Below are 26,572 nucleotides of genomic sequence, written 5' to 3'. Positions count from 1 at the left end.
GCGCTTTTTCCTTACTGTACCCGGATCACAACGGTGTCGGCCGCCCCCGTCGCGTCGATCACCGTCAACCTGGCAAAACCCGGCCCGGGCGGGTCGACCAGGCGCTGGCGCCGGCTGTCGATTTCGCCGACCGAGGTGCCGTTCAGCATGATGGTCAGCGGCAGCACGCCGCCGGCCACCTTGACCGGCATCGGCGCGGCCTGCCCGCCGCCTGAACGGTCAACGTCGATCCGCGAACCATTCAGCGGAAACTGGATACGCGGCACCTGATCGCTGCCGGTCCGGATCAACTCGCCAACGGGACGGAAGCGCCGCAACGGCAACGGCAGCTTGGCATTGCTGGCCATCAGCGCCCCTTTCGGCGGCTTCGGCAGCGCCGCCGGGATCTTGCCAGTGCGCGCAAACGCGTCGAACAGAATTGGCGCGGCGGCGGTGCGGCCGACTAGGCCCGGTACCGGCGCGCCGTCGGGACGCCCGACCCACACGCCGACCGTGATGCGGCCATCGAAACCCACCGACCACGCATCGCGATAGCCGTAGCTGGTGCCGGTCTTGAACGCGATCCTGTTGTGCACGCCGTTTTCCGGCGGCGGCGTGCCAAGCAGCACGTTGCCGACCTGCCAGGCGGCGACCTGGTCCATCAGCCGCAGCGGCTCGCGCTCGTCACTGGTGAGCATGATTTCACGCAGCGGCTTCGCCGCACCCAGCCGCGCCAGCCCTGTGTAGAGCTGCGCCAGATCCTGCAAGGTGACGCCGACGCCGCCAAGGCCCATCGCAAGGCCCGGCGCTTCGTCCCTGGGCAGTACGAGGTTGCCGCCGGCCTGCTTCAGCCGCGACGACAGCCGGCTGGAGCCGACGCGGTCGAGCAGCGCGATCGCCGGCACGTTCAGCGAGAGCTGCAGCGCCTTGCGCACCGGCACCGTGCCCTGAAACGTCATGTCGAAATTTTCCGGCGCATAGGAGCCGAAACGAATGGGACGGTCATCGATCAGGCTCTCGGGGTGCACAAAGCCGTCCTCGAAGGCGAGCCCGTAGATGAACGGTTTCAGCGTCGAGCCCGGCGAACGCACCGCGCGCGTCATGTCGACCTGTCCGGCGCGGCGCTCGTCGAAATAGTCCGAGGAGCCGACGCGGGCCAGTACATCGCCGCTTTCATTGTCGACCGCGATGATGGCGACCGAAATGTTCGGCCCCTGTGCCATCGCGCGGTCGCGCGCCAGCGCTTCCAGCGTTTTCTGCAAGCTCGAATCCAGCGTCAGCCTGACGACCGGTTTATCCGTCACCGTCGCCATCGCGGCATCGGAGGAATGCGGCGCCAGGATCGGCATCGGCTTGCGGAACTTCGGTACCGCGACCGCCATGGCCTGCGCCGCATCCTCCGGCGACACGACGCCCTCCTCGATCATCCGCGCCAGCACGCGGTCGCGGGCGGCATGGGCGGCTTCCGGATAACGGTCGAGCCTGCGGCGTTCCGGCGATTGCGGCAACGCGACCAGAAGCGCCGCCTCCGCAAGCGAAAGCCGCTTCGGCTCCTTACCGAAATAGGCGATCGATGCGGCGCGGACGCCTTCGAGATTGCCGCCGAACGGCGCCAGCGCCAGATACAGATCGAGGATTTCGTCCTTGCTCAATTGCCGTTCGAGCTGGACCGCGCGCACCATCTGCCGCAGTTTTGCATAGACCGAACGTTCGCGCCGCGGCTCCATCAGCCGCGCCAGTTGCATCGTGATGGTCGAGCCGCCGGAGACGATGTGGCCGCTGCTGCCGAATTGCAACTCCGCGCGTCCGAGCGCCAGCGGATCGACGCCGCCATGCGACCAGAACCTGCGGTCTTCGTAGGCCAGCAACAGCTTGAGATAGGTAGGATCGACCGCCGTCTTCGTATCGACCGGCAGCCGCCAGCGGCCGTCGGCCATGGCATAGGCGCGCAGCAGCTTGCCGTTGCGGTCGACGATGGTGGTCGAGACATTTCGCGCCTCTTCCAGCGGCAGCGGTCCAAGCGAGACAACCCAGGCGGCGAAGCCGCCGACGATAACCGCGATTGCGACTGAAACGACTGCGGCCAAACGAACGAGGCACCGCCGGCCACCACCACCGTCATGGCCGGGCTTGTCCCGGCCATCCACGTCTTTGCATCCTTCAATCAAGGAAGACGTGGATGCCCGGGACATCTGCGCGAAGACGCGCTTCGCGCTTTTGCCCGGGCATGACGATGAACTATGGTTGCCTGCCTCACTCATTTCGCCGGACGCACCTCGACCGAGCCGGTGCCGGAGCGGCCGTAGCGCGAGGGGTTGTACATGTCCTCGACATAGGCCTGCGGCAACACGTATTTGCCCGGCGACACTGCGCGCACGATGTAGGCGACCGTGAACACCGACTTGTCGTCGCTGGCGCGATCGATGGCCGCCGTGAAGCGGTCGTCGCGGAACTCGGTATGCTCCGGCTCCTCGCCATCCTCGATCCAGTCCAGCGTGCCGGAATCGCCCGAGGACACCAGCCGCGGGTTGTCGATCTCGAGCCCGGCCGGCAGATAATCGGCCACCATGATGTGCCCGTATTCCGGCTTGGCCTCGGTGATCTTCAACACCACGGCGAAGCGGTCGTTCTGCTTGGCCTTGGTGACGTCGGCCGGCTTGCCGTCGAGCGTGAAGTAATTGCGCTCGATCTTGAAGCCGTTCGACGCCGCAGGCTCCGGGGTAACCGGCGAACCCGAGACCGAGACCACCGCCTGCACCGGCGCATCGCCGGTGTTGGTGATCTTGACCGGCTTGCCGCCCATCGCGTCGGCCTTGTAGCTGCGATAGACCGCGGCTTTCACCGGCGATCCATCGATATCCAGCGCCAAGGTTTCCTTCGACAGCGCGCGCGCGGCCAACACCAGCCACGCATTCTCCTGCGTGGAGGTGTAGGACGAAAGCCCCCGCGCGACTTCGACCCGCTGGACGGCCTGCGTCAGCGTTGCCCGCGGCGCGTTGCCTTCGCTGGCGAGTGAAACCAGCGCCGCCGCATCGCGCAGCGCCGAGCCGTAGTCGACGCGGCCGAACTCGAGCACGGGCTTCGGCGCCAGCGCGTCGAGTGCCGCGCCATAGACCCGCTCCGCCCGCGTCTTGTCGCCGACCAAAGCCAGCGCCGCCGCGAGCTGCGATTTCGCGATCGGGGTGGCGAGATTGTTCAGCTTGGTGTCGGCGAGGTAACGAAGATCGCCGATCGGGGCTGCGCCATTGCGAGCGAGCACGTAGAGGCCGTAGGCGAGATCGCGGCCACCGTCCTTTTCCGGCTCGTTGGCGTTGACCACGGAGTTTCTGATGCGGTCGAGCGCGTTCTTGAACAGCACGTCCGGCACCGCAAAAGCCCTTTTCGCGGGCGCGGGTCAGGAAGTCGGTCACGTAGGCGTCGAGCCAGGCGTCATCGCCGCCAGCCGACCACAGGCCGAACGAGCCGTTCGAGCCTTGCCGCGCCAGCAGCCGTTCGATCGCATCCTTGATGCGCTGGTCGACCGCGGTATCCATCGCCAGATGCGCACCCGCTGCCAAGTCGTTGACATAGAGCAGCGGCATGGCGCGGCTGGTGATCTGCTCGGAACAGCCGTGCGGATAGCGATCGAGCGCTTTCAGGATGGTCGCCGCATCGAGCGCGGTGGACAGGCTCACCGACAGCGACACGCTGCCGGTGCCGGACACGAGGTCGGAGAACATGTCCGACGTCAGCGTCAGGCTCTCGCCTTTTGCCAATGTCCGGATCGAGCGCCGCGCCAGCACCTGCGTCGCCGCCTTGACGTCGAGCGCATAATGCCGCGCCAGCGTCAGCCCGTTCGGGCCCTTGATGTCGACGTCGAGATTGGCGGTGCCTGCGCCGCCGGCGTCGAGCGCCAGCGCCATCGAGGTCCGCTGCTTGGCCGCGAGCTTTACAGTGCTGGTGGGATTGCCCGTCACCTTTACCGGGCCCGAGGCCTTGACGCTGATGCTGTAATCGCCGGGCGCGCCCTCGACATTGTCGAGGTCGAAACTCATGGTGCCCTTGTCGCCGTTGAGCAGAAAGCGCGGCAGCGTCGCCGTCAGCACCACGGGATCGCGCACCGTGACGTCGATCGTCGCCCGGCCGAGCTTGGTCGAATTCCACGCCACCGCCATGACGCGGGCGGTGCCGGCGAACTCCGGAATATCAAAACTGATTTCCGCTGATCCGTCAGCCCCGACCGTGACGATCCCCGAATAGAGCGCCAGCGGTTTTTGCGTGGGCGGCGAGCCCTGCAGCTCGGCGCCTGCGGAATCGCCGCCGGTCCGGATCTGGCCGCGCGTACCCTGCATGCCGTCGATCAACTGCCCGTAGAGGTCGCGGATTTCGGCCGTGAGGCGGCGCTGGCCGAGATAGTAATCATCGGGCGCCGGCGGCTTGTAATTCGTAAGGTTGAGAATGCCGACATCGACCGCTGAGACGACGATCTTGGCGTCCTCGCCGGGATTGAGCCCGCCGAGCTTGACGGGAATCTTCAAGCTTGTGCCGGGCCGAACGAGAGGCGGCGGCGACAGCGCGACCTGCAGCGTGCGCGTTTTCTTGTCGATGCCGAACCATTTTAGCCCGATCGCCCGCCCCGGCATCCGCAGCGCCGCCGCATCCAGCGGTCGGCGCAGCGTCGCCAGCACATAGGCGCCGGTGCCCCAGTCCTTGCCGACGGTAAGCCTGACCTGCTGGGTGCCTTCCTTGACGTCGACGGTCTGCGTCGTCAGCAGGCGGTCGCCGAGCACGTTGATGGTGAGCTTGCCGGCGGTACGGGCATTGACCGACACCACCATGGCGTCGCCCGAAGCGTATTCCGGCTTGTCGATCGAGGTTTCCAGGAGATCCGGCGTATCGGCGCTACCGTCGGAGTACCAGCCGACGTCGAATTGCACCGAGGTGACAGGCCCGTCGGCCTCGGTCGATTTGACGTCGAGGCGATAGCGGCCGGGCTCCGGCGCGACCGACACCCGCGCCGCCTTGTCTGATGTCAGCGCCAGGTCGCCGTCGGCGACGCGCTTGGTCGATTTCACCGGCTCGTATTCCCAGGACGAGTTCTGGCGATACCACTGGTAGCGTGACTCCATCTTCAAGAGTTCATAGCGCAGGCCGTCGCGCGGCAGTTGCTTGCCGTCCGGGCTGACGAAGACCACGTCGAACTCGGCCTTGTCGCCTTCAGCGACGTTCTTGTCGCCGAACAGCGGCTTGATGCCGATCAGGGCCGCGGTCGGCGCCACGGGGAGCACCAGCTTGCGCTCGACTGCGCGGCCGCCGGTCTCCACCATGCGGATGAAGATCTGCGCCTCCTGCGGACGGGTGGACGTCGGCGCCTTGGCGAGCGAGACCGGGAAGGTCGCAACGCCATTGGCGTCGGCTTCAGGCAGGTTCTCGATCGGGGTGCGCTCGTTGGAGGCGGTCTCCTCATCGCCCACGCCGAACTGATAGCCGGGATAGCCCGGCCGCCCGGAGGCTGCGGGGGCCACCAGCATGTCGCCTTCGAGTTGCAGGCCCGAGGCTGGGGCGCCGTAAAGGAACTTGCCGGCCACCTTCAGTTCAACCGGAGTCTCAGCCTTGATCATCTTCTCCCTGGCCGAGACGTCGAATTCGATCCGTTCGGGGATGTAGTCCTCGACCATGAAGGTGGTCTCGCCGACGGACGTGCCCTTGGGATCGGTAAAGGCGCGCACCCGCCAGGTCCCGGTCGGGACCGCGGAATTGAGCGGCAGGACAAGAGAGCGGCCGCCCGCGCCCTGATCCGGCAGCACGGCACGGCGGAATTCGACGCCATCCGGCCGCTCGATCACCAGCGTCAGCGGCCCGCCGGCCATGGCGTTGCCCTGCCCGTCGCGCAGCAGCGCAGTCAGGTAAACCGTTTCGTTCGAACGGTAGACCCCGCGCTCGGCATAGACGAAGGCGTCGGCGCCGGGGGGAACCACGCGGCCCGACACGCCGCGATCGGTGAGGTCGAAGGCGTTGGTCTTCAGGCTGAGGAAGGCGTAGTCCGCCTTGTCGCTCATGACAGTCAAAAGCGCCGGCGAAAGCCCGCTCTCGCCGCGCGCCAGCCCGGCCTCGAACAGCACGTGGCCGGCATCGTCGGTCTTGCGGGTGGCGAGGATCTCGTTGTTGCGCGCTACCAGCCGCACTTCGGCTTTCGCGACGGCCTCGGTCGAAGCCAGCGAATTGACGAAGACATGGATGCCGTCATTGCCGGAAAACGCCGTCAGGCCCATGTCTGACACGATGAACCATTGCGTCGCCAGCGAGCCGTCATCGTCGCCGCTGCCGGGCCCCTTGGCGGCGGCCGTCATGACGTAGACACCCGGCTGCAGGTCGCCGAGCGCCTGGTCGACCGGGAATGCCGTCACGACGTCCTGGTTCAGCGTCGAGGCGGTCGCGAGTTCGCCGGACCAGACCTTGACGCCGCGCTCGTTGCCTAAATCCGAGAGCTGGTAGCTGGAGAGCGCCTTCTGGAAATCGCTGTCCACCACGGTGTTAATCAGATTGCGGTCGCCGATCCGGAACACGTTGACGTTCACCGACGGCGTATTGACGCTGACCACCGGAATGCCGCGCTGGCCGGTACGCGGCAGCACATAGGCGCGGCCTGTGAAGCGCACGAACGGCTTGCGGTCGCGGACATAGATGTTGAACTCGGCCGATTTCGGTAAGCTCTCCTTGACGGTGGACGGCAGGCCGGCGCGCAGATTGATGTTGTAGCGCTCGCCATGCTTCAGCCCGTCGACGCAGAGCTGCTTGCCCTCGCTCGTCAGCGCCGGCTTGTCGGTGCCGGCGAGCGCCAGGAACGGCGCGAAGTCGACCCGCTTGGCGAGATCCTCGGAGAACTGGAAGCAGGCGCGCGGCGAGGCCCCGTCGGAATCCACGGTGTAGTCCAGCAGCCGGAAGCCATGCTGGTCGCGCATCTTCTCGTACTGGCCGCGAACCTCGGCGACCTCGCGCATGTCGAGCGACAGCCGCAAGCTATCCAGTGCCGGACGCCACAGCTTGCGCTCGGACATCGCCCGCCCCAGCACGGCCAGCGCATCGGCCTCCTCGGCCTGGTTGCCGGCGCGCTGATAGGCGATATAGGCCGCGGTCGAGGCGCGCTCGTACAGGAAGGTCTGTTCGCTGGAACTGGCGGAGCGGATCTGGAAGATGGTTTTGGCGAGTCTGAGCCAGTTGGCGCTGTCTTCGGGCGTGGTGGCGGCGATCTGGCCGAGGATCTGCAGGCCGACGCGGAAGTCGGCGCGCTTGAAAGCGGCGTCGGCGTCGTTGCGCAGGGTCGTGGAGGATTTGGCGACCGGCCCGGCCTCGCTCTTGATCTGGGCCTCCAGCTTGACGGCCGAATCGGCCAGCTCGGCGCGCTTGAACGCCTTGTCCGCGGCCCCTGCCGCCGTCAGGCCAAGCGCCAGCGTGGCGCAAATCACTGTGGCGCGAACCAAACCGATCATGATGGGCTCCTTGCCGCGGACATCAGCCGCGTAGCGTCAAAAAAGGCGCGAAAAGGTGACGGACTGATGGCGGTAACATCGGCTTGCGAAAAGGTCGCATGCATGGCGCTGGCAGTCCAAGCGGTCCCGGCCGCACCGCCCGGCGGGGTGCCGGCGGCTGGCCTTGTGTCAGGGGCGGACCACAGGCAAGGGCCCACCGTCTGCCTTGGTCGCGAAGTTGAGGAAATCGGTTCGACCGTCTTGGCGGGAAGGCGGATTTTTCATATTGGCAGTGCTAGATAAGGAAGGCCTATAAGGCGGATACCTAGGGCGGCTACCGCCCAGACGGTCCCATAGCTCAACTGGATAGAGTAACGGATTTCTACTCCGTGGGTTGCAGGTTCGAATCCTGCTGGGATCGCCACCACCTTTAGCAAAAAGCCCTGCCGCAGTTGCGGTAATTGGCAAAATCAGCAGGCGTCAGGCGGGAATCCTGCCAAGCATTCCGGGGTCGCGATTTTCTGTGTTGACGCGCAGATTTTAGCGCTGCGGATCCACCGCAAATCACTTACTTTTCCCGTGCTTGTACAGGCGTTATCCACAGGAGGTCGCGTTGGCTTCTTACCGTGAGATGGATGCAGTCGGGCGCGATCCTTCGCGTTTCATTTTGATGGTGAGACAGTGCCTGCTGTTTCCCGATCTGACCGATTGGGAGCGGGATTTTCTCGAAAGCCTGGTCGCTCGACCGCCCGACCGGCTCAGCACGCGGCAGGCCGAGGTGCTGTTCGAAGTTCGCGACGACAATGAGCTGATCTCGAAGATCGACGGTAACATCAATGTCAGCAACCTGATCCAGCGCGCCTACGAGGCGCGGCTCGATCTCGACGAGCGCGACGAAGAATGGATTGTCGCCATCTGGAATCGCGGAACGACATCGCTTCGTCGGCGACACCTCGGCCGCCTGAAGCGATGCTGCGTACAACTTGGTGAGCTGGAGCCCTACATAAGTTAGGAGATGCCGAAGCAAACCTAGCCCAGATGGGCGAAACGATATCCGGCTTTTCTGCTCCGCGTCTCGCGGAGTCGGTCATCGGGCGCGCAGGCGCGCGACCCGTCGGGTCATGCGGGCTACTCACTGCTCACTTTACACATTCCGGCATCCGCTCGCCGAAGCCCGCGCCTCAGCCCACCCGTAATGCTTTTTGAACTGCCTTGGGCGCACGCTCGATGACGAGAAGATAAGCCCGTGTTGGCCCCTCCGGTTGACGCGAGCCCTGTTCCCAATGGCGCAATGTGTTGATGCTGAAGCCGAACTGGCCAGCGAACTCTTCCTGTGTCATGTCCAAACCGGTCCGGATCGCCTTCACATCGATCCTAGCAGGCACATGGACGCGATAGGTGTTTTCGTCCGCTTTCCCCTCGGCATACGTCACTGCTTCCCGAAGGCCGCGCCGGATACTGTCGGCAACCTTGCTCATGGCTTTCTCCTCTTGAATTTGACGGCCAGCAGCGCCGTAAGCTGCCGGAAGTCGTTACGACCTTCTGGCTCAGATCGGCCCGCTCGTTCTTGGCAAACGCAGCCAGAGCGAAGAGCGGTACGCCCGCGTCGTGATAAAAATAGATCACGCGCGCCCGCCACGTTTGCCTCGCCCCTCCAAACCCCACCGCAGCTTCCGTACGCCACCGGTCCCGGGAATCAGGTCACCGGACGTCGGGTTGTAGGCAAGATAATCGACCAGAACCGCACGCTCTTCGTCGCTCATGATCTTGCTGGTCGCAAACAGAAACTCGGAGTCTCGACGACACTGAGCGGAACCGTTCGAGCCATACCGCGTACTAGCTCATTGGATCAGTCGGGGCATTGAATTGGGATTCGGATCGGAGCGAGCAAGCAAGCGTATTCTCCGCTGGCTGTCGGTTACGGCAGAACGAAGGGCCAAGTTTTCTCGAACCGCCCTGAGCGGCTAGTGTCGGAACCGACATGGCGTTATGGCTGTTGGGCAAGTTTCATAGTCCGAGGGAGATATCTCATGCGCATTCCGGCTTTGGCATTTCTGACGATCGCAGCGGCTGCAGCAATCTCGCCTGCTCAAGCCCAGACCTATGATCCGCGTTATCCGGTCTGCCTGCAGGTTTATCAGGGCTTTACCGACTATTATTTCGAATGCGGTTATACCTCGCTGGCACAGTGCAATATGTCGGCGTCGGGCCGCTCGGCACAATGCATCGTCAACCCGTATTACGCAGGCGGAAAAGCGCGGCGGGACCGCCGGCAGCGCCAGCCCTATTGACCGGTCCAGCGCATGGGCTGGACGCAGGTCGGTCCAAGCCGCGCCGGGATCGCCCACAAATAATCAGGACAGCCGCGGCGCGGCGTTCGCAATTTCGACGTCATTCTCGACTCGACTTGAACGTGAGCCTACGATGCCGGCCGGGAATTGCGCCGTTGCCCTGACGAAGGATGCGGGTCGTCATGCCAAAAAAGGGAATTACCGGCCACGACGAATGGGTCGTCACGGAAGCGCTGGCGACGGCGCTGGTCGCGCTTGAGCAGCTCGAACCGACCCAGCAATCGCGCCAGCAGATGGACGACATCCGGAAACTGTTGGCAGCCAATTGTCAGCCAGGGACCCTCAATCTGCATCTCGCCCAGGCAAAGTGCCGGCTAAACCCCCACGCTGATCGCGCCGCCATCTATCGCGAATACGGATTCGAGGATCGGGAAGTCTGAAAAGCGGACGCGCAGCCTCGCCGCGTCCCGCCCGCCGCATTGCCGGCTATTCACCAGCCGTAAGTGCCGAGCGCGAGCGGCCGCCTCTGTGGGGCCTTGGCCGTTCGCGTGGTGTCGGGCCTCAGGCAGCGCCGGGCGGCTTCGATCTCGGCGTCGCTCGCGCCTTTGCTGCGGGCCCACTGCTCGGCGGCCGGCGCACTGTATTGCGCCACGTAATAGCGCACGACAGGACACGAAATTCGACGCAAAACACCAGACTGTTCACCCGCAAAGCCGGCGCTTGGTGTTCCCAAACACAGCGCCAGCACGCACATCCAACGTAAGCCCATGTGATTCCCCTCTGCGTATTAAAAGAGGCCCGGCTTTCACCGGCACATCAAGCCTGATTGTGAGTTCCGCGCGCGGAACAGGCGGAGCTGTGCTTAACCCGCCACGGCACCCGTCCTGACGATGGCTGCTCCCTCGTAAATGCGACTTTCCGCAATGATTAAAATTGATTGTTTACGAAGAAGGCCGAAGCTGATTGCCGCCTGAGCGCAATTCGCTAGCCTCTGCCAGCGCGGGCCTGGCGTGAACTGTTGGTAACCCGGATGGAATCCGAACGCCGATATGTGGCGAGGACGACGATCGCGAAAGACGCGCTGCTGTTCTTTGACGCGCAGCGCGGTGTCCTCACCTGCCGCGTTCAGGACGTCACGAATTCCGGGGCCGGAATCGAACTCCACGGCCTCAATGTGCTGCCGCTGAATTTCGAATTGAGCTTCGACAATTTTCACACCGTTCGCGAGTGCCGCGTGATCTGGCGGCAAGGCGATTTCGTCGGTGTTGCGTTTCAAAACTGATCTTTCCGCAACCGGGCTCAACCCGGAGCCGCGGCGCCGAACCCTGCAGCACAGAGAGTTCCGGGGAGATTGGGCCGGACTGGAACTGTGAACAAACAATCTCGGGGAATGGAACTAACAGCGAGACTCCGCGTCGAATCTCCGGCTTCCGGCTCCATCGGAAGACAACCATTGCCGGGTTGTGCGCCTTGGCGCATCCTTCTCACGCTTAGGGTCGTGGGAGGTCTGTGACGGGAGTTCGACTAAATGTCCTGGGATCGTCCGTTCGCGCAGCCTGTCCCTCTCCCGGAGGGACCGCCTGCGCAAACCCTGCGAGACGCAGCCGACTACATCAGGAAGCTTCCTCAGCCAGAACGTGATGGTCAGGAATGGCGGCTTGCCGTGCAGATGCTCATCGATGCCGCCGAAGATCGCGGTCCCATGCTGTTTGCGCGCATGGGAATTGTCAGAGCCCTGGAAGCGCATGCCGAAAGGACACTCAATCCCGAGCGCCAAGGTCAAGGCAATCTGAAGTGCGACCGTGACGCCAGCATCTGAATCCAGATCGACATCACCAGGGATGTAGCCGAAGCGCCGGAAAGCCTTCCAAGCCGAACAGCCACGAACGCGCGCGCATTCAAGAACTCGCGCGCATTAGCGACCCGCAGCAGGTCGGCACGGCATCCGCAGGCTTCACGTGGCCAATTCGTGGACTGGCCGAAGTGCAAGCATGCCGCAACCGACCGGCTGCAAAGCTTCTTATGCTACATGCCTGATTCGGAAGTCATCGATCCGCCTGCCGGACTTCAATTTTGCAGCAAGCCAACGCGGCGTCTTCCCTCGTCCCGCCCAAGTCTCGGACGGCCGATCCGGATTCCGAAACTTCGGAACGACGGTCGGATATGGGCGCCGCCCTGTCGACGAACTCTCGCGCTCAGCTTCGAGGCCACCCTTGAGTTGCTTCAGGCGATTTTCAAGCAAACGCTTTTCCGCGAGCAGCGTGGCTGCAAGCCTGGATGCGATTTCTTCGTGGAGTGCCCACAACTCATCCGTGGACATCGATTTGAAGTCATTCCGGTTCACGACCGTCCCCAATCATGATTCGACGCAGTTGTCATCGTTGATAGAAAACATGAGGAGAATAAGGCCGATTCTGCATCTCTTTAAGTACTCTTTCGGCCTTTAAAGTTTCAACCGGATTATCTCTTTAGATTGTAAAGTTCCAGCCGGTTGACCTCTTTTGGTAATGCAACCATGACAGAATCTGTTTTAAAGCGCACCCAAATTTTCCTTCACAACTGGTGATAGATTTGCGCGATCAGAAAATCCGAAGCTAAAGGCATCTCGTTGACGGTTCCCTAATCGCACGTCATTTCGGCAGCTCAAGCGTTCGGTGCTGCGCACTAATCCGCTGCAGGCAGAGCAACGCGTAACGACACGCAACGAGAGCGTCCGCTTCCATTCGGCGCAATACCGCCGCAGCCCCGCCATGCCAGCGCCAAAGTCAAAATGGAACTTGCGGCTGGAACCTCAGGCGGGCCTCCGTCTACTGGGAGGACAAGTGGGACGCGCGCCGCAAGCGCTTCAAGGCCAATGAGGTCTTCTGCGCGCATCGCACCGAGGCGTTCGGCACCATCTTCGTCGTTACCAGTCTCGAGAACGGCAAGCAGATCCGCTGCCGGGCACATCAGCGACACGCCGCTTGCCCGGCGCAAATCCTGGGTGCGCCAGCCGAAGAGGCCCGTCGACGGCTTTGTCGCCGCGGCTAGTGAGCTGCCCACAATAGCCGAGCGCTCGCCTCCCTGGGGTAGGTGAAGGGGCGGCGCCCGGCTATTCGGGCCGCACGGCGGCGCGGCCTGAACAGGAACTCATTTCTAACTTAAAGAGAATTTAAAATGCTGTTGAATCATAACGGTTTTATGATCGGGATAGATGACTGGCGCTGGCATCCGAGCGTCAAGGGAACCGAAACGGCGCAAAAACGAACCGAAATCGCCCGAGATTGGGAACAGAGCGCCCTCGACACGTTTTCCCTATCTCGTGAATTGAAACGGCCGACCGCGAGGATCCGTTGAGCCCGCCACCACCCGAATTCGATCGCGACGAGGTGCTGGTGTGCATGGCGTTGGCGTTCTGCCTGGCTGGCGCGTCGACCAGCATCGTCTACAGGCTGCTGGGTTAGGGGTCCGAAATCCCGCCGTCGGAGCAACCGGCGAACTTAAGGTGAATTTGGAACCCACGGCGGCCCCGGCCTGACCGGCGGGTCCATCGGCGGCGTTGAAGCCCGGGTGACCAACTGCCAGCATCGATTTCAGGCGCGCGCAGCCGAAAGGAAGTGCGATGAGCGGGATCGTCCGCAAGATCATCATGTCATGCTCGTAATCGTGGTGCTGCTGATCATCTGGCAATTTCTCGAATTGCTTTGATCGTCGGCACGCAGGCCCGATGACCGCGTGCGGCGCTTGTGCTTTTCCGATTGAGCCGATGAAGCGGGTGAGCGGTGGAAGCGGCTCGGCCGCTGCGATGAGGAGTAGACGAGGCCCGGAGTGCCTAGGAGTCCGGGCCTCGTGGCCTCCAGTGGTAGCGCTCGTCGTGATGAACGAACGCCCTGCCCCCCCGCTGCAAGCGACGTCGTTATAGAAGCGCCGTGCTCGCGCAGCCAATCCGTATGAGTACGGTGAGATACACGTGTGCATATTCCTTGCGTGTATCCCGCACGCCTGAGCGCAAAACTCTGCGCGCAATGACGTGGTCAAGCCGCGGCGACCTGGATACCCGCGTTCGCGGAACGTGACGAGAGCAGCTACTCGCCGCGTTCTATCGCTTATCGAACGGAATATACTGATGATACTCCTTCGGCACTGAGTTCCGGTAACGCGCGGGCACCGTGCCACGGTCGACCGAACGGTCGATCTCCTGCTGCCGGGTCATCTTGGCCGGTTTCTTTTTCTTCGGCGCCGCCTTCTCCTTTTCAGGAGCCGTGGTTTCCGGCGCGGCAGTGGACGTTGCCGCAGGCGTGGTCCCGCCGCTAGGCGCGCCCTGCGCCAGCGCGGCTCCGGCAGGCAGGAATACGAGAGCCGCCGCCGACACGGCCACCATAACACGAGACAGTTTTTGCATGGGAAGCTCCGGTTCTGGCCAACTCCGTTTCCGGCCCGACCCTATTACGTCCGCAACCGTCCGCACACCGGGATTTTGGCGACGCGGACGGGCATGGACTGGCTATTCTTGACCCGGCTGCAGGTCGTGAAGACGAAAGCCAGCCGGCTGCACTGCCAGTCCGGACCAAGGGCTGCGCTCAGAGCGGGCTCCGGCGTGGACAGCCCGAACGTGGCGAAACCGATGGCGCAGGCCAGCACGACGACGGCGGCGGCGAGAACGATTTTGTGGGTCCACCAATTATGCGGCATGGCGGTCGCTCCTGTTCGGAAAGCCCGGAAAATAGGATCGACCCGCTACAGCCCCTGTGAACAGGTTCACACTACACGGGTTTGTGCGCGAGCCCGATGAATGCAGAAATGGGTATAACTCGCGCAAATCCGTTGCGTGCTCACAACCCTTGATCGACACTGCGAGTTCGGGGTGAGCGCGTGTGCGGGGCGTGCGGTGGACAAGCAGGAAACAGGCTACGACTACGTCAGGTACAAGCAATTGCTGGCGCAAGCGGACGACGAGACCAAGCGGCTCGAGCTGATCGAGATCATGATCAGGGAAAAAGCCCGCGACAGGCTGGAGGCGCAGCGGATCGCGGATCGGGTCGCGATGACGGCGATGACGGTCGCACGCGTTCTCGGACCCGGTGGGCGTCGCGATAGCTTCTAGGATTGCAGTCACGTTTCCGAAGCGAGCATCACCAGCGAGCCAACCAGGCCAATCGGCGCGCAGGCGAGAGGCCCATATTGCAGGGTCGCCAGCACCCGGCTCGGGGCTTTGGTCGCCGTCGCCATCTCGTAGAGCAGCCAGGCTGACGAAATCCCGCTTATCGGCATCAGTTTGAGCCATTTGCTATTCACGCAAGTCTCCCCTGCTCTATCGGCCCCATTTCGACGCTGGCATTTTGCCCCGGGTTCACTTACCTAGACGCCATTCCGCGCGCGTGGCGCGTCCAACCTCAAGAATGAAAGCGACAAGGCCTCTTTTATGAGCGGATTCAAGGAACCGAGCTTCGCGGACCGCCAGAAGGCCGCGATGCAGGCGCGGCAGAACATCCTGAACAAGTTTCGCACTCAGCCGGGACCCGACGATCCCGAGGTGAAGCGCCGCCAGGCCGAGCGCGAGGCCCAGGCGGCCGCGCGTGCCAAGGCAAGAGAAGCCAAGGAAGCCGAAAAGGCCGAGCAGAAACGTCGCGAGGCTGAGGCCGCCGCGGTGGAAGCCGCCAGGATCGCGCGCGAAAAGGAAGAAGAGGCCGCCAGACTGGCGGCGATGGAGGCCGAGCAGAAGGCCAAGCGCGACGCCCGTTACGCCGCGCGCAAAGGCAAGAGCAAGAAGAAGTAGGCAAGAGGGATCGGGCAAAACGCGCACCGGCATCCCTTGCCAGTGACAGATTCAGCCCTCCCGTCATTCCGGGCTGGTGCGTGAGCGCCAGACCCCAGATGCGCAATGGCGCATCTGGGAATCTCGAGCCTCAGGGGCCGATGCTTAAGCATCGCTCCCTTGCGCAAACGCTTTGCGTTTGTCGCAGGGAATGACGGCGCGGCTCAGTTCTTTTTCATGCCGTCGTCTTTTTTCATTCCGTCCTTCATCATGCCGTCGTGCTTCATGCCGTCCTTCTTCATCATGCCGTCGTCTTTCTTCATCGCGTCCTTGGACATCGATTCCTTCTTCATGCCATCGTCCTTGCCCATCTTGTCCTGAGCGAAGACGGCCGGCGCGAACGCAAGGCCGAGCGAAACGAGCGCGGCAGACAGGCCGAGGCCGATACGGGTCGTGGTGGTCATGGGGTTGTCGTCCTTTGGTTTAGGCTGGTTTCTCGAAAGCGACGTCTGCCGCTTCCTCAAACGACGATGCCGCGATGGGGTTTGTTACCGGCCACACCCAAAGTTCTTGCGTTGTCACGGATAGTTGAAGCGGCCAAATTGATGGCGGCTAGGGGATGAAGGTGAACTCATGGCTCTTTTCCACCACGGCGAACTTGTCGCTGACGTGTTCGCCGTCCGCGTTTGGCGCGTCTTTGGCCCTGAAGCACTCTTGGGCCCTGAAGCACCGCGCAATATCTTGCAGAAAACCCACACAAAACTCAGGTCAGGGTGCGAGCTCTGCTCTAACCTCACCGAGCAGCGCCATGCCACCTAACCGACCCAATTCGTCCGAACATTTCGCGCTCTTGCCGTAACAGCCGAATGCCACCGCTACGCGCTCCGAAAGCGGTCCGATGCAGGGCAGGCCCCTGTCGCCAAAGGTGGTCATGCAAGGCACGACGCGGCGTTCTTCGAAATTGAGGTCGCGAATACGGTCAAGGATCTGCTTTTGAAGCCCATCAGCAACGTGAATCGATCCGCCCGATTTGAACCAGTCCTTGATATCCGCCTCGCTTTCGAGCGGAAGATCGACCGGATCACCGCCGAGCTTTAACCAGGTTTGGCCGTCCGGATAGGGGATTGGCGGCAGAATATAGGGATCCTCGCCCCTGGGGCCGAAACAACGCATCGACGGCATTCCGGCTAAGCGTTGAACCTCCGCCGCACCAAGCCGAAACATCGCCACGGTACGCGCATAGACCGTAAAACCCAATGATTGACCGAGCAGTGATTGGGTATGCCCGCCTGCCGCAACGAGAACACGCTCGGCCTCGACACTGCCCGATCTCGTCCGGATCGTCACACCAGAGCCGCTTTCCGAAATCCCCAGAGCAGGTTCGTCGATGATCCGCGCCCCGGCGCGCTCTGCCGCGATCGTCTGCGCCCGGACCAAGCGGCGCGGGCTGATGTATCCGGCATTCCGCGGCTCGAAATACCCCTGCATTCCCGCTGTTGATCTCAGAAACGGAAATCGCTCCGCGAGCCCCGTATCATCATATGCTTCACAAAGGATCCCGGCCTCAGCGGCGATTTTGCCAACCGAAGCGACGTCCGTGCTTTCGCCAGGGCCTACGTGAAGCACGCCGACTTCCCGGTAGAATTCCACACCGCTTTCCGCTGAAATCTCGCCGTAGCGCGAAATCGCAGCGCAGTTCACTTGCCTCCAAAATGGGTCCGAATCGAAACTCCGCGTGATACGGCCCTCATCGTAGTGGCTTCCAAAGACGCCGCTATGCCGCGAATAATCTGCCGGCTCATTGGGCCCGATCAGTGCAACATCATGGCCCATTTTGGACAAATGTCGCGCAGCCGCCGACCCGATCATACCACGTCCGATCACCGCAAGTTTGATCGCTTTGTTAGCGCTCACGCTTAACTCCCACGCCTTGTTGGCATAAGCAGCATGAAGACAATCTATCTTTTGGACGTGCTCGGCTTGGGGAGCGGCGCATCGGTTTACTACTATAACTTCGGTTTTCGGACGAAATAGCTGATGGAATACCTGACAGTAAATTCAGCGGTGCGCTGGTGGAAGAAACCGAATATCGGATGTCAGACGGCTCGCCCTTCAGTATTTCGCATCTTCGCGTTCAACGCCGCCGCCACGCGGCTGACCGGCGGGCGACCGATCAGCCCGCTCACGACATTGGTCGCCGCGACCAGCTTTGACATATCGACGCCGGTCGCAACGCCCATGCCATCGAGCATGTAGATCACGTCCTCGGTTGCGACATTGCCGGTCGCGCCGGGGGCGTAGGGGCAGCCGCCGAGGCCGCCGGCGGCGGAATCGATCACGCGGCAGCCCTCCTCCATCCCGGCATAGAGATTGGCGAGCGCCTGGCCGTACGTGTCGTGGAAATGCATGGCGAGATTGGCCATTGGCACGTCGCCTGCCACGGCGCGCAGCAGTTGCCGCGCCTTCAGGGGCGTGCCGACGCCGATGGTGTCGCCGAGCGAAATCTCGTAACAGCCGAGGTCCCACAGCACTTTTGCGACATCGACCACTGCCTGCGGCTTGATCTCGCCCTCATAGGGGCAGCCGAGCACGGTAGAGATATAGCCGCGCACCCTGACGCCGTCGGCCTTGGCGCGAGCCAGCACCGGCTTGAACCGGTCGATCGATTCCGCAATCGAGCAATTGATATTGGCGCGCGAAAAGCTTTCCGACGCCGCGGCAAATACCGCGATCAGTTTGGCGTCGGCCGCCTGCGAAGCCTCGTAGCCTTTCTCGTTCGGCACCAGCACCGGCAGCTCGCATTGGGTATGATGGCTGACGCCGCGCAGCACCTCGGCCGAGCCCACCATCTGCGGGATCGCCTTGGGCGAGACGAACGCCCCGACCTCTACCGTCTTGAGCCCAGCACCGATCAGTGCGTCGACGAACGCGATCCGATCGGCGACGCTGATCGGGGTCTTCTCGTTCTGCAGCCCGTCGCGCGGGCCGACTTCGACGATGTGAACGCTGTCGCTCATCACGCGGTCGCCGGTTCGACTTCGGCAAGTTCGACACCTTCACTGACGATATCGCCGACCTTGCACTTGATCTTCTTCAGCACGCCGGCAAAGGGCGCGCGCAAGGTCTGCTCCATCTTCATGACTTCCAGCGTCAGGATCGCAGCGCCCTTTTCCAGCGTCGCGCCCTCCTCGGCCAGCAGCGCCACTACGGTGCCCGGCAGCGGCGCCACGATCTTGTCTTCGCCGACCAGCTCCTCGGTCTCGCCGCCGAACGGATCGACCCAATGCAGGTCGAAGCGGCCGTTGCGGGTGCGCAGGTAAAGCTCATGGCCCTCGATCACGGCAACGACGCGCGATTTCATGCCATCGATCGTCAGATCGAAGCCGCCGTCATCGGCCGGCGACGTCGTGAAAACAAATTCGTGTTTGCCGATCGAGAGTGTCATCGGCCCGGAGCCATAGTGCAGCGCCACCTTGTGCTCGGCGCCCTGCCCCTGGCGGAACGAGAATACCCGTTGCCGCCTTCCGACCGGCATCCAGCCAAACGTCTGCCATGGCGAATCCTGGCGCGCCGCCTTCTGCTCCTCGTTGACGATGGCGGCGACCGCGGCGCAAAGCACGAGATCGCCAGCGACGCCTGACGATTCCGTCAGCTTCTGCAACTCGCGCTCGATGAAGCCGGCGTCGATGCGGTTGGCGCGCACGTCCGTGTGTGTCACCAGCGCCGACAGGAAGGGGATGTTGGTGACGATGCCGCGGACGTCGGTCTCTTCCAGGCCGCGGTTGAGCCGCTCGATCGCGGCCTGCCGGGTCGGTGCCCACGCGATCACCTTGGCCAGCATGGCGTCGTAATACGGCGACACTGCATCGCCATCGCGATAACCGGCATCGATCCGCAGTCCATCAACGGCGTCAGGCGTGCGCCATGTCTTGATCCGGCCCACTGAAGGCATGAAATTCTTCTGCGGATTTTCAGCATAAACGCGCGCCTCGATGGCGTGGCCGTTCAGCCTGATCTCGTTTTGCGCCAGTGGCAGCTTCTCGCCAAACGCCACCCGCAACTGCCACTCGACGAGGTCGACGCCGGTGATGAGTTCGGTCACGGGATGCTCGACCTGCAGGCGGGTGTTCATTTCGATGAAGAACACCTCCTTGCCATCGGAGACGAACTCGATGGTGCCGGCGCCGACATAGTTCACGGCGGCGGCCGCCTTGCGCGCGGCGGCGCAGACGGTCTCGCGCTGCGTGGCGTCAAGCGTCGGCGACGGCGCCTCCTCGATCACCTTCTGGTGTCGACGCTGAAGCGTGCATTCACGCTCCCAGAGCGAGAGCAAATTGCCGTAGCTGTCGCCGATGATCTGCACCTCGATATGCCGGGGATTCTGAACGAATTTCTCGATCAGCATGCGGTCGTCGCCGAACGCCGCCTTGGCTTCGCGCTTGGCACTGACGATCGCAGCGGAAAGTTCTCCGGCCGAATTGACCACGCGCATGCCCCGCCCGCCGCCGCCGGCGGACGCCTTCACCAGCACCGGAAAGCCGATCTTGTCGGCGGATTTTGCAAGCGTCGCCTCATCCTGGGCCTCGCCGTGATAGCCGGGCACCAGCGGCACGCCGGCCTTCTCCATCAGGGCTTTCGAGCCAGACTTGGAGCCCATCGCCGTCATCATCTCGGCGGTCGGACCGACGAACACCAGCCCGGCGTTCAGACAGGCTTGCGCGAATTCGGCATTTTCAGACAGGAACCCGTAGCCGGGATGCACCGCCTCGGCGCCGGTCTGGCGCGCGGCTTCAATCACGCGTTCAATGTTGAGATAGCTGTCGCGCGCCCGCGCCGGCCCGAGCAACACGGCCTCATCGGCCATGGCAACGTGCATGGCATCGCGATCCGCCTCCGAATAGACGGCGACGGTGCGCAGGCCCATGACGCGGGCCGAGCGGATGACGCGGCAAGCGATCTCGCCGCGGTTGGCGATCAGGAGCGTGCGAAAACGCCGGTAGAGCTTTGAGCGGTCCATCGTCACATCCTGAACAGGCCGAATTTCGTGGGTTCGATCGGCGCGTTGGCCGCCGCCGACAATCCAAGGCCGAGCACCAGCCGCGTGTCGGCGGGATCGATCACACCATCATCCCACAGCCGAGCGGTCGCGTAATACGGATTGCCCTGGTGTTCATATTGCGCGCGGATGGGGCTGCGGAACTTGTCCTCTTCCTCGGCCGACCAGCTATCGCCCTTGGCCTCGATATTGTCGCGGCGCACTTGACTGAGCACCATGGAGGCCTGCTCGCCGCCCATCACGGAGATGCGCGCGTTCGGCCACATCCAGAGGAAGCGCGGCGAGTAGGCGCGGCCACTCATGCCGTAATTGCCGGCGCCGTAGGAGCCGCCGATCACGACGGTGAATTTCGGGACGCCGGCGGTCGCCACCGCCGTCACCAGCTTGGCGCCGTCGCGCGCGATGCCGCCGGCCTCGTATTTCTTGCCGACCATGAATCCGGTGATGTTCTGCAGGAACACCAGCGGAATATTGCGCTGGCAGCACAGTTCGATGAAGTGCGCCCCCTTCAGCGAGCTCTCGCTGAACAGGATGCCGTTGTTGGCGATGATGCCGACCGGATAGCCCCAGATATGGGCGAAGCCGCAGATCAGTGTCGTGCCATAGAGTTTCTTGAACTCGTCGAACTCCGAGCCGTCGACGATCCGGGCGATGATGTCGTGCACGTCGAACGGTTTTCTGCCGTCGGCGGAAACCACGCCGTAGATTTCCTCCGCCGGAAACAGCGGCTCCCGCGGCTCGCGCATGTTGAGCGCGGCGCGCGTCGGCGGCTTCAGCGTGGCGACGATGCGCCGGGCGATCCCGATCGCGTGCGCGTCATCCTGCGCGTAATGATCGGTGACGCCGGATTGGCGGGAATGCACGTCCGCGCCGCCGAGTTCTTCGGCGCTCACCACCTCGCCGGTTGCGGCCTTCACCAGCGGCGGACCACCGAGAAAAATCGTACCCTGATTGCGCACGATGATGCTCTCGTCCGACATCGCCGGCACATAGGCGCCGCCGGCGGTGCAGGACCCCATCACGATGGCGATCTGCGGTATGCCATGCGAGGACATCTGCGCCTGGTTATAGAAGATGCGGCCGAAATGCCGCTCGTCGGGAAATATATCGTCCTGCATCGGCAGGAAGGCACCACCGGAATCGACCATGTAAACGCAGGGCAGATTGTTCTGCCGCGCGATGTCCTGCGCGCGCAGATGCTTCTTCACGGTCATCGGATAGTACGTGCCGCCCTTGATGGTGGCGTCATTGGCGACGATGACGCATTCGCGGCCCGAAATACGCCCCACGCCCGTGATGACGCTGGCGGAATGGACGTCACCGCCATAGAGGCCATTGGCGGCAAGCGGCGACAATTCGAGAAAGGCGGTGCCGGGATCGACCAGCAGGTCGACGCGCTCGCGCGCCAGCATCTTGCCGCGCGAGGTATGCCGCTTGCGCGACGTCTCGCCGCCGCCGCCGGCGACCACTTTGAGCTTCTCTCGCAGTTCAGCCACGAGGGCGCGCATCACGTCGGCGTTGCGGGCGAACTCTTGGGATGTGGGATCGATGGTGGAATGAAGCTGCATGATCGGCGTTTTCTTTGGATGCTGGAGTGCCCTGGATTGCTTCGGAATGGCCGGAACGGAATGTTCGAAGGCGATGCGGCAGCCTGTACCATCTTGGCCCGAATGTGAAGTTCAGGCGGTCTTTTCAAACAATTCCCGCCCGATCAGCATGCGGCGGATTTCGCTGGTGCCGGCGCCGATCTCGTAGAGCTTGGCGTCGCGCAGCAGCCGCCCGGTCGGATAGTCGTTGATGTAGCCGTTGCCGCCGAGCAACTGGATGGCGTCGAGCGCGCATTGGGTGGCTTTTTCCGCCGCGTAGAGGATCGCGCCGGCCGCGTCCTCCCGCGTGGTCTCGCCGCGGTCGCAGGCTTTCGCCACCGCATAGACATAGGCCCGCGAGGCGTTCATCGTGGTGTACATGTCGGCGATCTTGCCCTGCACCAATTGGAAGCTGCCGATCGGCTCGCCGAACTGCTTGCGCTCGTGCACGTAAGGCAGCACCACGTCCATGCAGGCCTGCATGATGCCGATCGGACCAGCCGCCAGCACCGCGCGCTCGTAGTCGAGGCCGCTCATCAGCACGTTGACGCCGCGGCCGACCTCGCTCAGCACGTTCTCCTCCGGGACCTCGCAATCCTCGAACAGCAGTTCGCAGGTGTCGGAGCCGCGCATGCCGAGCTTGTCGAGTTTCTGCGCGGTGGAAAATCCCTTCATGCCCTTTTCGATGATGAAGGCGGTCATGCCGCGCGGGCCGGCCTCGAGATCGGTCTTGGCGTAGACCACCAGCGTGTCGGCCACCGGGCCGTTGGTGATCCACATCTTGTTGCCGTTCAGCACAAAGCGGTCGCCCTTTTTGTCGGCGCGGGTCTTCATCGACACCACGTCGCTGCCGGCGCCCGGCTCCGACATCGCCAAGGAACCTACATGTTCGCCCGAGATCAGCTTTGGCAGGTATTTGCGCTTCTGCGTCTCATTGCCGTTGCGGCGGATCTGGTTGACGCAGAGGTTGGAATGGGCGCCATACGACAGCCCGACAGCGGCCGAGGCCCGCGATATTTCCTCGACCGCAATGCAGTGCTCGAGATAGCCCAAGCCGGTGCCGCCATACTCCTCCTCGACCGTGATGCCGTGCAGGCCAAGCGCGCCGATCTTGGGCCAGAGGTCGCGCGGAAACTGATTGCTGCGATCGATTTCGGCCGCGCGCGGCGCGATTTCGTTTTGTGAAAAGGCATGCACCGTCTCGCGGATCGCATCCGCGGTCTCGCCGAGATCGAAATTGAGAAGCAGCGCCCTGTTTGAGGCCATCATTTCCCCCATGTCTTCCTGAATTAAACGATCATACGTTTTTTTAACTTACCTGCAAGTGGAACCTGCCAGGGCTCGAATGAGGACTACAGGCGATTGAAATTACTATCATTTCATGCCAGAATTATACGATCGACCGCTCGTTTCCATGGCGGCGAAATGCCTACCTTTAGAGGCCCTATGGCGCGGACGATCGGTTCTCACGGCCCCAAGACAATGGAGGCGATCCGCAAAGCCGGGCTGCGCCTGATCTTCGAGCACGGCTACGCGGCCATGAGTTTGCGTCAGCTCGCCGCCGAGGTCGGGATCCAGTCGGGATCGCTCTACAACCACATCTCGACCAAGCAGGAATTGCTGTTCGAGCTGATACGGGACCACATCAACGAATTGCTTCGCCAGCTCGATCGCGCCCTGCAGGGCAAACAGCGACCGGTCGACAAACTCCGCGCCTTCACAGCCTTCCACGTCACCTATCACATGACCAGGAAGCGCGAGGTCTTCATCGCCAATTCCGAGCTGCGAAGCCTGGAACCGAAGAATTACGAAGAGATCGTGGCGCTGCGCGGTGCCTATGAGCGGCGGCTGGCTGAAATTCTCAGCCAAGGCGTCGCCGAAGGCGAATTCGAAGTCGTGGACATCCAGGTGGCGACATTTGCGATCCTGGCTTTGTTGACCGGCCTCACCACCTGGTACCGGCCCGGCGGGCGGCTCACCAAGGAGGCCATCGTCGCCGCTCACGAAAAGCTGGTGCTATCGAGCGTCGCCCCCGGAACTACACCTGACCCGGCCCGAACCAAACGCGCGCCCTCCTCCGACCTGCCGGCGCCCGGCAGACCGGAGCGCCGATGAGGTGCCCAAGAGGAGCCCAAGAATAGCCCATGACGGAACGCCACCCCCTCGACGACATCGACCTGAGGATATTATCCGAGCTGCAGAGGGATGGACGCATCCGCAACAACGAACTGGCGGATAGGGTCGGCATCTCGGAGCCGCCATGCCGGCGGCGGGTTCGCGCACTGCGCGAGCGCGGCTATGTCAGCGCTGTCAGAGCCACGCTCGACGAAACGCTCTTGGGCTACGAAGTCATTTCCTTCGTCCTGATCCAGTTGCAGAGCCAAGCCCAGGCCCCGCTGCAGGCGTTCGAAAAATCGATCGCGGCGGCGCCGCTCGTGCTGCAGTCCTGGCGGATTTCGGGCGACGCCGACTATCTGCTCAAATGCGTGGCGCGAAACGTCGAGGGCATGCACCAGCAGCTTCTGCAGTTTTCCGCGATGCCTGAAGTGCGCAACATCAGGACCTTCCCGGTGCTTGGCGTCGCAAAGGACGCGCCGCTGCCGATCCCCAACTATCCGGCAGCATCCGACCCGGCGCCGTAACCCGCGCCGCAACTCCCCGCGTCGAGCGACCGGGAAGCGCCGCTCAGGCTTCTAGAGCCCCGTTCCGATGGGATCGGAACGGGGCTCTAGATTTTTGGTTTGACGCGTTTTCTTGACGCGAACCGGTCGCCACTTCGCTGGAAAACGCTTTAATGCGTCCAGGGCTCGACGCGCTTGAAGGCGAAATTGTCGGCGTAGGCGGCCGGCCGTCGCACCGAATCCTTGGGCTCGATCACCTGGTAGGCAATGCCCCTGCGCTCGCAATAGGCGATCGCGTCTTCCTTGGTATCGAAGAGCAAGGTGAGCTGCTGCTTCATGTCGCCCGACGAGGTCCAGCCCATCAGCGGCTCGACGGCCCGGGGCTGCTCGGGCTCGTAATCGAGCTGCCATTCCTGGGGCTTGGCCCTGCCCGATTGCATCGCGTTTTTGGCGGGCTTAAAAATGCGTGCGGTCATGGATGGTTCGGGTCCTTAAGCGTATGCGACATGGTAGCGGTTGGTGGAAACGGCCGGGATAGTATAGACACACCTCTCAGGAAATTTGATGGGTGATTCCAGAAATCCGGATGTACCATTTCCGTACCGGTATAGTGATTATGCCGTACTGTGACAATCCAGGGCTATCCGGCGCCCGGGACCCCGTGTTGCGGCGCCATCCTCCCGAAAGCATCACTGCGAAGCGGCATCCATGAAAATCAACGCCACCCTTCCCGACAAAGGACGCGACCTCCGGCTGGACCTGTTTCGCGGAGTCGCGAACTGGGCGATTTACCTGGATCATATCCCTGACAATGTCGTGAACTGGATCACCACCCGCAATTACGGGTTTAGCGACGCCGCCGACCTGTTCGTTTTCATTTCCGGCTATACCGCCTCCTTCGTCTACGCCCGGATGATGCTGGAACGCGGCTTCATCGTCGGCGCCACGCGGCTGACCAAGCGGGTCTGGCAGCTCTATGTCGCCCACATCATCCTGTTCGTGATCTATATCGCCTCGATCAGCTATCTCGCATTGCGTTTTGGCGATTCCCAACTGGTCAACGACTTCAACGTCGTCGGCCTGATCGATAACGCGACCGAAACGCTCCGGCAGGGACTGTTCCTGAAATTCAAGCCGGTCAATCTCGACGTGCTGCCGCTCTACATCGTGCTGATGGGTCTGTTCCCGCCGGTGCTGTGGTTCATGCTGCGCCAGCCCAACTTGACCATGCTGGCTGCAATCGCGCTGTGGCTGGTGTCTCGGCAGACCGGCTGGAACCTGTCCGCCTATCCGGTCGGCACCTGGTACTTCAATCCGTTCGCCTGGCAGGTGCTGTTCGTGTTCGGCGCATGGTGCGCGCTCGGCGGCGCCCGCAAGAACCTGCACATCATCAACTCGCCGATCACGCTGTATTTCTGCATCGCTTACATGATCTTCGCTTTGGTCATGACTATGGCCGGCAAGTTTCCGACGTTCGGCGATATGTTCCCGCAGTGGCTGTATTCGACCTTTAACCCCAACGACAAGACCAACCTTGCGCCCTATCGCTTCCTGCACTTCGTGGTGATCGTGATCCTGGTCATCCGTTTCGTGCCCAAGGAGTGGCCGGGCCTGGAGTGGAAGATTTTCGATCCGCTGATCGTCTGCGGCCAGCAATCACTCGCGGTTTTCTGCGTCGGCGTGTTCCTGTCCTTTGTCGGGCATTTCCAACTATCGATGAGCTCAGGCTCGCTGCTCGTGCAGATCCTCGTCAGCGTGACCGGCATCGCGATCATGACCGTCGTCGCCTACTACATTTCCTGGTCGAAGCGGCAGGACAAGCCGCTCAAGCCGGCGGCGCCGAAAGCCGCCTGAGCG

General features: G+C 62.8%; 25 protein-coding genes, 1 tRNA gene and 1 pseudogene. 12 read left to right on the top strand and 15 right to left on the bottom strand.

Annotated features, from left to right (window positions below):
* Window positions 1–11: 11 nt before the first annotated feature.
* Together pbpC and V1279_RS15605 are read right to left on the bottom strand one after the other, a co-directional pair.
* Window positions 12–2,171, bottom strand: coding sequence for a penicillin-binding protein 1C (pbpC, locus tag V1279_RS15610; RefSeq protein WP_334437371.1), 2,160 nt, complete (start codon window positions 2,169–2,171; stop codon window positions 12–14).
* 65 nt (window positions 2,172–2,236) lie between these two features.
* Window positions 2,237–7,448: pseudogene (locus V1279_RS15605) on the bottom strand (alpha-2-macroglobulin family protein).
* A 326-nt stretch (window positions 7,449–7,774) separates the two neighbouring features.
* Here V1279_RS15605 and V1279_RS15600 point away from each other — a divergent pair.
* Together V1279_RS15600 and V1279_RS15595 are read left to right on the top strand one after the other, a co-directional pair.
* A tRNA-Arg gene (locus tag V1279_RS15600) sits at window positions 7,775–7,851 on the top strand.
* A gap of 189 nt (window positions 7,852–8,040) precedes the next feature.
* Window positions 8,041–8,439, top strand: a complete 399-nt coding sequence (locus tag V1279_RS15595) for a hypothetical protein (protein ID WP_334437369.1) — start codon at window positions 8,041–8,043, stop codon at window positions 8,437–8,439.
* 169 nt (window positions 8,440–8,608) lie between these two features.
* On the opposite strand, the gene V1279_RS15590 is transcribed toward V1279_RS15595, so the two are convergent.
* Entirely contained in the window at window positions 8,609–8,905 is a 297-nt protein-coding gene (locus tag V1279_RS15590; RefSeq protein ID WP_334437365.1) for a helix-turn-helix domain-containing protein, read from the bottom strand.
* Window positions 8,906–9,457: 552 nt separating this feature from the next.
* Between V1279_RS15590 and V1279_RS15585 the strand changes: the two genes are divergently transcribed.
* Window positions 9,458–9,718 (top strand): DUF3551 domain-containing protein, encoded by a 261-nt coding sequence (locus tag V1279_RS15585; RefSeq protein ID WP_334437362.1) that lies wholly within the window; start codon window positions 9,458–9,460, stop codon window positions 9,716–9,718.
* A 182-nt stretch (window positions 9,719–9,900) separates the two neighbouring features.
* A complete protein-coding gene (locus tag V1279_RS15580) occupies window positions 9,901–10,158 on the top strand; it encodes a hypothetical protein (protein ID WP_334437359.1) in 258 nt (85 codons plus the stop codon).
* Window positions 10,159–10,208: 50 nt separating this feature from the next.
* On the opposite strand, the gene V1279_RS15575 is transcribed toward V1279_RS15580, so the two are convergent.
* Complete coding sequence (locus tag V1279_RS15575; protein ID WP_442894774.1) at window positions 10,209–10,487, bottom strand: hypothetical protein; 279 nt, start codon at window positions 10,485–10,487, stop codon at window positions 10,209–10,211.
* Between the two features lie 261 nt (window positions 10,488–10,748).
* Here V1279_RS15575 and V1279_RS37820 point away from each other — a divergent pair, with 261 nt between their 5' ends.
* Both V1279_RS37820 and V1279_RS15565 read left to right on the top strand, forming a co-directional pair.
* Window positions 10,749–11,000 (top strand): PilZ domain-containing protein, encoded by a 252-nt coding sequence (locus V1279_RS37820; protein WP_442894773.1) that lies wholly within the window; start codon window positions 10,749–10,751, stop codon window positions 10,998–11,000.
* Window positions 11,001–11,246: 246 nt separating this feature from the next.
* Window positions 11,247–11,537 (top strand): hypothetical protein, encoded by a 291-nt coding sequence (locus V1279_RS15565; protein ID WP_334437354.1) that lies wholly within the window; start codon window positions 11,247–11,249, stop codon window positions 11,535–11,537.
* A gap of 201 nt (window positions 11,538–11,738) precedes the next feature.
* On the opposite strand, the gene V1279_RS15560 is transcribed toward V1279_RS15565, so the two are convergent.
* Window positions 11,739–12,038 (bottom strand): H-NS histone family protein, encoded by a 300-nt coding sequence (locus tag V1279_RS15560; protein WP_334446402.1) that lies wholly within the window; start codon window positions 12,036–12,038, stop codon window positions 11,739–11,741.
* Window positions 12,039–12,874: 836 nt separating this feature from the next.
* Here V1279_RS15560 and V1279_RS15555 point away from each other — a divergent pair.
* The gene (locus tag V1279_RS15555; RefSeq protein ID WP_334437351.1) at window positions 12,875–13,054 is read left to right on the top strand and encodes a hypothetical protein; all 180 of its coding nucleotides are present in this window, start codon (window positions 12,875–12,877) and stop codon (window positions 13,052–13,054) included.
* A 742-nt stretch (window positions 13,055–13,796) separates the two neighbouring features.
* On the opposite strand, the gene V1279_RS15550 is transcribed toward V1279_RS15555, so the two are convergent.
* Window positions 13,797–14,099, bottom strand: a complete 303-nt coding sequence (locus V1279_RS15550; RefSeq protein WP_334437348.1) for a hypothetical protein — start codon at window positions 14,097–14,099, stop codon at window positions 13,797–13,799.
* Window positions 14,100–14,143: 44 nt separating this feature from the next.
* Window positions 14,144–14,389, bottom strand: coding sequence for a hypothetical protein (locus tag V1279_RS15545; RefSeq protein ID WP_334437346.1), 246 nt, complete (start codon window positions 14,387–14,389; stop codon window positions 14,144–14,146).
* A 172-nt stretch (window positions 14,390–14,561) separates the two neighbouring features.
* Between V1279_RS15545 and V1279_RS15540 the strand changes: the two genes are divergently transcribed.
* Complete coding sequence (locus V1279_RS15540; RefSeq protein WP_442894772.1) at window positions 14,562–14,801, top strand: hypothetical protein; 240 nt, start codon at window positions 14,562–14,564, stop codon at window positions 14,799–14,801.
* Window positions 14,802–14,809: 8 nt separating this feature from the next.
* On the opposite strand, the gene V1279_RS15535 is transcribed toward V1279_RS15540, so the two are convergent.
* Complete coding sequence (locus V1279_RS15535; protein ID WP_334437344.1) at window positions 14,810–14,992, bottom strand: hypothetical protein; 183 nt, start codon at window positions 14,990–14,992, stop codon at window positions 14,810–14,812.
* Between the two features lie 127 nt (window positions 14,993–15,119).
* On the opposite strand from V1279_RS15535, the gene V1279_RS15530 reads away from it, so the two are divergent.
* Entirely contained in the window at window positions 15,120–15,473 is a 354-nt protein-coding gene (locus tag V1279_RS15530) for a DUF6481 family protein (RefSeq protein ID WP_334437341.1), read from the top strand.
* 203 nt (window positions 15,474–15,676) lie between these two features.
* On the opposite strand, the gene V1279_RS15525 is transcribed toward V1279_RS15530, so the two are convergent.
* The 6 genes from V1279_RS15525 to V1279_RS15500 all read right to left on the bottom strand — a co-directional run bounded on the left by V1279_RS15525 (window position 15,677) and on the right by V1279_RS15500 (window position 23,360).
* Window positions 15,677–15,916: a pentapeptide MXKDX repeat protein gene (locus V1279_RS15525; protein ID WP_108519462.1), complete on the bottom strand. Its 240-nt coding sequence runs from the start codon at window positions 15,914–15,916 to the stop codon at window positions 15,677–15,679.
* Between the two features lie 304 nt (window positions 15,917–16,220).
* Window positions 16,221–17,366, bottom strand: coding sequence for an FAD-dependent oxidoreductase (locus V1279_RS15520; RefSeq protein ID WP_334437338.1), 1,146 nt, complete (start codon window positions 17,364–17,366; stop codon window positions 16,221–16,223).
* Between the two features lie 182 nt (window positions 17,367–17,548).
* Window positions 17,549–18,469, bottom strand: a complete 921-nt coding sequence (locus V1279_RS15515; RefSeq protein WP_334437335.1) for a hydroxymethylglutaryl-CoA lyase — start codon at window positions 18,467–18,469, stop codon at window positions 17,549–17,551.
* On the bottom strand, window positions 18,469–20,469 hold the full coding sequence (locus tag V1279_RS15510) for an acetyl/propionyl/methylcrotonyl-CoA carboxylase subunit alpha (protein ID WP_334437332.1): 2,001 nt from the start codon (window positions 20,467–20,469) through the stop codon (window positions 18,469–18,471). Before V1279_RS15510 ends, V1279_RS15515 begins: the two co-directional genes overlap by 1 nt.
* A gap of 2 nt (window positions 20,470–20,471) precedes the next feature.
* Window positions 20,472–22,076: a carboxyl transferase domain-containing protein gene (locus tag V1279_RS15505; RefSeq protein ID WP_334437329.1), complete on the bottom strand. Its 1,605-nt coding sequence runs from the start codon at window positions 22,074–22,076 to the stop codon at window positions 20,472–20,474.
* 111 nt (window positions 22,077–22,187) lie between these two features.
* Complete coding sequence (locus tag V1279_RS15500) at window positions 22,188–23,360, bottom strand: isovaleryl-CoA dehydrogenase (protein ID WP_334437326.1); 1,173 nt, start codon at window positions 23,358–23,360, stop codon at window positions 22,188–22,190.
* Between the two features lie 180 nt (window positions 23,361–23,540).
* Between V1279_RS15500 and V1279_RS15495 the strand changes: the two genes are divergently transcribed.
* Together V1279_RS15495 and V1279_RS15490 are read left to right on the top strand one after the other, a co-directional pair.
* Complete coding sequence (locus V1279_RS15495) at window positions 23,541–24,209, top strand: TetR/AcrR family transcriptional regulator (RefSeq protein WP_334437324.1); 669 nt, start codon at window positions 23,541–23,543, stop codon at window positions 24,207–24,209.
* Window positions 24,210–24,238: 29 nt separating this feature from the next.
* A complete protein-coding gene (locus tag V1279_RS15490) occupies window positions 24,239–24,736 on the top strand; it encodes an Lrp/AsnC family transcriptional regulator (RefSeq protein ID WP_334437321.1) in 498 nt (165 codons plus the stop codon).
* Window positions 24,737–24,885: 149 nt separating this feature from the next.
* On the opposite strand, the gene V1279_RS15485 is transcribed toward V1279_RS15490, so the two are convergent.
* Window positions 24,886–25,191 carry an ETC complex I subunit gene (locus V1279_RS15485; RefSeq protein WP_334437318.1) on the bottom strand — a complete coding sequence of 102 codons (306 nt, stop codon included), beginning with the start codon at window positions 25,189–25,191 and terminating at the stop codon, window positions 24,886–24,888.
* Window positions 25,192–25,423: 232 nt separating this feature from the next.
* Between V1279_RS15485 and V1279_RS15480 the strand changes: the two genes are divergently transcribed.
* Window positions 25,424–26,569, top strand: coding sequence for an OpgC domain-containing protein (locus V1279_RS15480; RefSeq protein WP_334437315.1), 1,146 nt, complete (start codon window positions 25,424–25,426; stop codon window positions 26,567–26,569).
* Window positions 26,570–26,572 lie beyond the last annotated feature (3 nt).

This window comes from Bradyrhizobium sp. AZCC 1610, assembly GCF_036924515.1.
GTDB lineage: Bacteria > Pseudomonadota > Alphaproteobacteria > Rhizobiales > Xanthobacteraceae > Bradyrhizobium.
This window is presented reverse-complemented; position numbering and strand designations above follow the sequence as displayed.

Excerpts from the sequence above, each read along its gene's own strand:
- pbpC (WP_334437371.1), bottom strand. The coding sequence starts at position 2,171 with ATGTCCCGGGCATCCACGTCTTCCTTGATTGAAGGATGCAAAGACGTG.
- V1279_RS15590 (WP_334437365.1), bottom strand. The coding sequence starts at position 8,905 with ATGAGCAAGGTTGCCGACAGTATCCGGCGCGGCCTTCGGGAAGCAGTG.
- V1279_RS15585 (WP_334437362.1), top strand. The coding sequence starts at position 9,458 with ATGCGCATTCCGGCTTTGGCATTTCTGACGATCGCAGCGGCTGCAGCA.
- V1279_RS15580 (WP_334437359.1), top strand. The coding sequence starts at position 9,901 with ATGCCAAAAAAGGGAATTACCGGCCACGACGAATGGGTCGTCACGGAA.
- V1279_RS15575 (WP_442894774.1), bottom strand. The coding sequence starts at position 10,487 with ATGGGCTTACGTTGGATGTGCGTGCTGGCGCTGTGTTTGGGAACACCA.
- V1279_RS37820 (WP_442894773.1), top strand. The coding sequence starts at position 10,749 with ATGGAATCCGAACGCCGATATGTGGCGAGGACGACGATCGCGAAAGAC.
- V1279_RS15565 (WP_334437354.1), top strand. The coding sequence starts at position 11,247 with ATGTCCTGGGATCGTCCGTTCGCGCAGCCTGTCCCTCTCCCGGAGGGA.
- V1279_RS15560 (WP_334446402.1), bottom strand. The coding sequence starts at position 12,038 with ATGTCCACGGATGAGTTGTGGGCACTCCACGAAGAAATCGCATCCAGG.
- V1279_RS15555 (WP_334437351.1), top strand. The coding sequence starts at position 12,875 with ATGCTGTTGAATCATAACGGTTTTATGATCGGGATAGATGACTGGCGC.
- V1279_RS15550 (WP_334437348.1), bottom strand. The coding sequence starts at position 14,099 with ATGCAAAAACTGTCTCGTGTTATGGTGGCCGTGTCGGCGGCGGCTCTC.
- V1279_RS15545 (WP_334437346.1), bottom strand. The coding sequence starts at position 14,389 with ATGCCGCATAATTGGTGGACCCACAAAATCGTTCTCGCCGCCGCCGTC.
- V1279_RS15530 (WP_334437341.1), top strand. The coding sequence starts at position 15,120 with ATGAGCGGATTCAAGGAACCGAGCTTCGCGGACCGCCAGAAGGCCGCG.
- V1279_RS15525 (WP_108519462.1), bottom strand. The coding sequence starts at position 15,916 with ATGACCACCACGACCCGTATCGGCCTCGGCCTGTCTGCCGCGCTCGTT.
- V1279_RS15515 (WP_334437335.1), bottom strand. The coding sequence starts at position 18,469 with ATGAGCGACAGCGTTCACATCGTCGAAGTCGGCCCGCGCGACGGGCTG.
- V1279_RS15510 (WP_334437332.1), bottom strand. The coding sequence starts at position 20,469 with ATGGACCGCTCAAAGCTCTACCGGCGTTTTCGCACGCTCCTGATCGCC.
- V1279_RS15505 (WP_334437329.1), bottom strand. The coding sequence starts at position 22,076 with ATGCAGCTTCATTCCACCATCGATCCCACATCCCAAGAGTTCGCCCGC.
- V1279_RS15500 (WP_334437326.1), bottom strand. The coding sequence starts at position 23,360 with ATGGCCTCAAACAGGGCGCTGCTTCTCAATTTCGATCTCGGCGAGACC.
- V1279_RS15495 (WP_334437324.1), top strand. The coding sequence starts at position 23,541 with ATGGCGCGGACGATCGGTTCTCACGGCCCCAAGACAATGGAGGCGATC.
- V1279_RS15490 (WP_334437321.1), top strand. The coding sequence starts at position 24,239 with ATGACGGAACGCCACCCCCTCGACGACATCGACCTGAGGATATTATCC.
- V1279_RS15485 (WP_334437318.1), bottom strand. The coding sequence starts at position 25,191 with ATGACCGCACGCATTTTTAAGCCCGCCAAAAACGCGATGCAATCGGGC.
- V1279_RS15480 (WP_334437315.1), top strand. The coding sequence starts at position 25,424 with ATGAAAATCAACGCCACCCTTCCCGACAAAGGACGCGACCTCCGGCTG.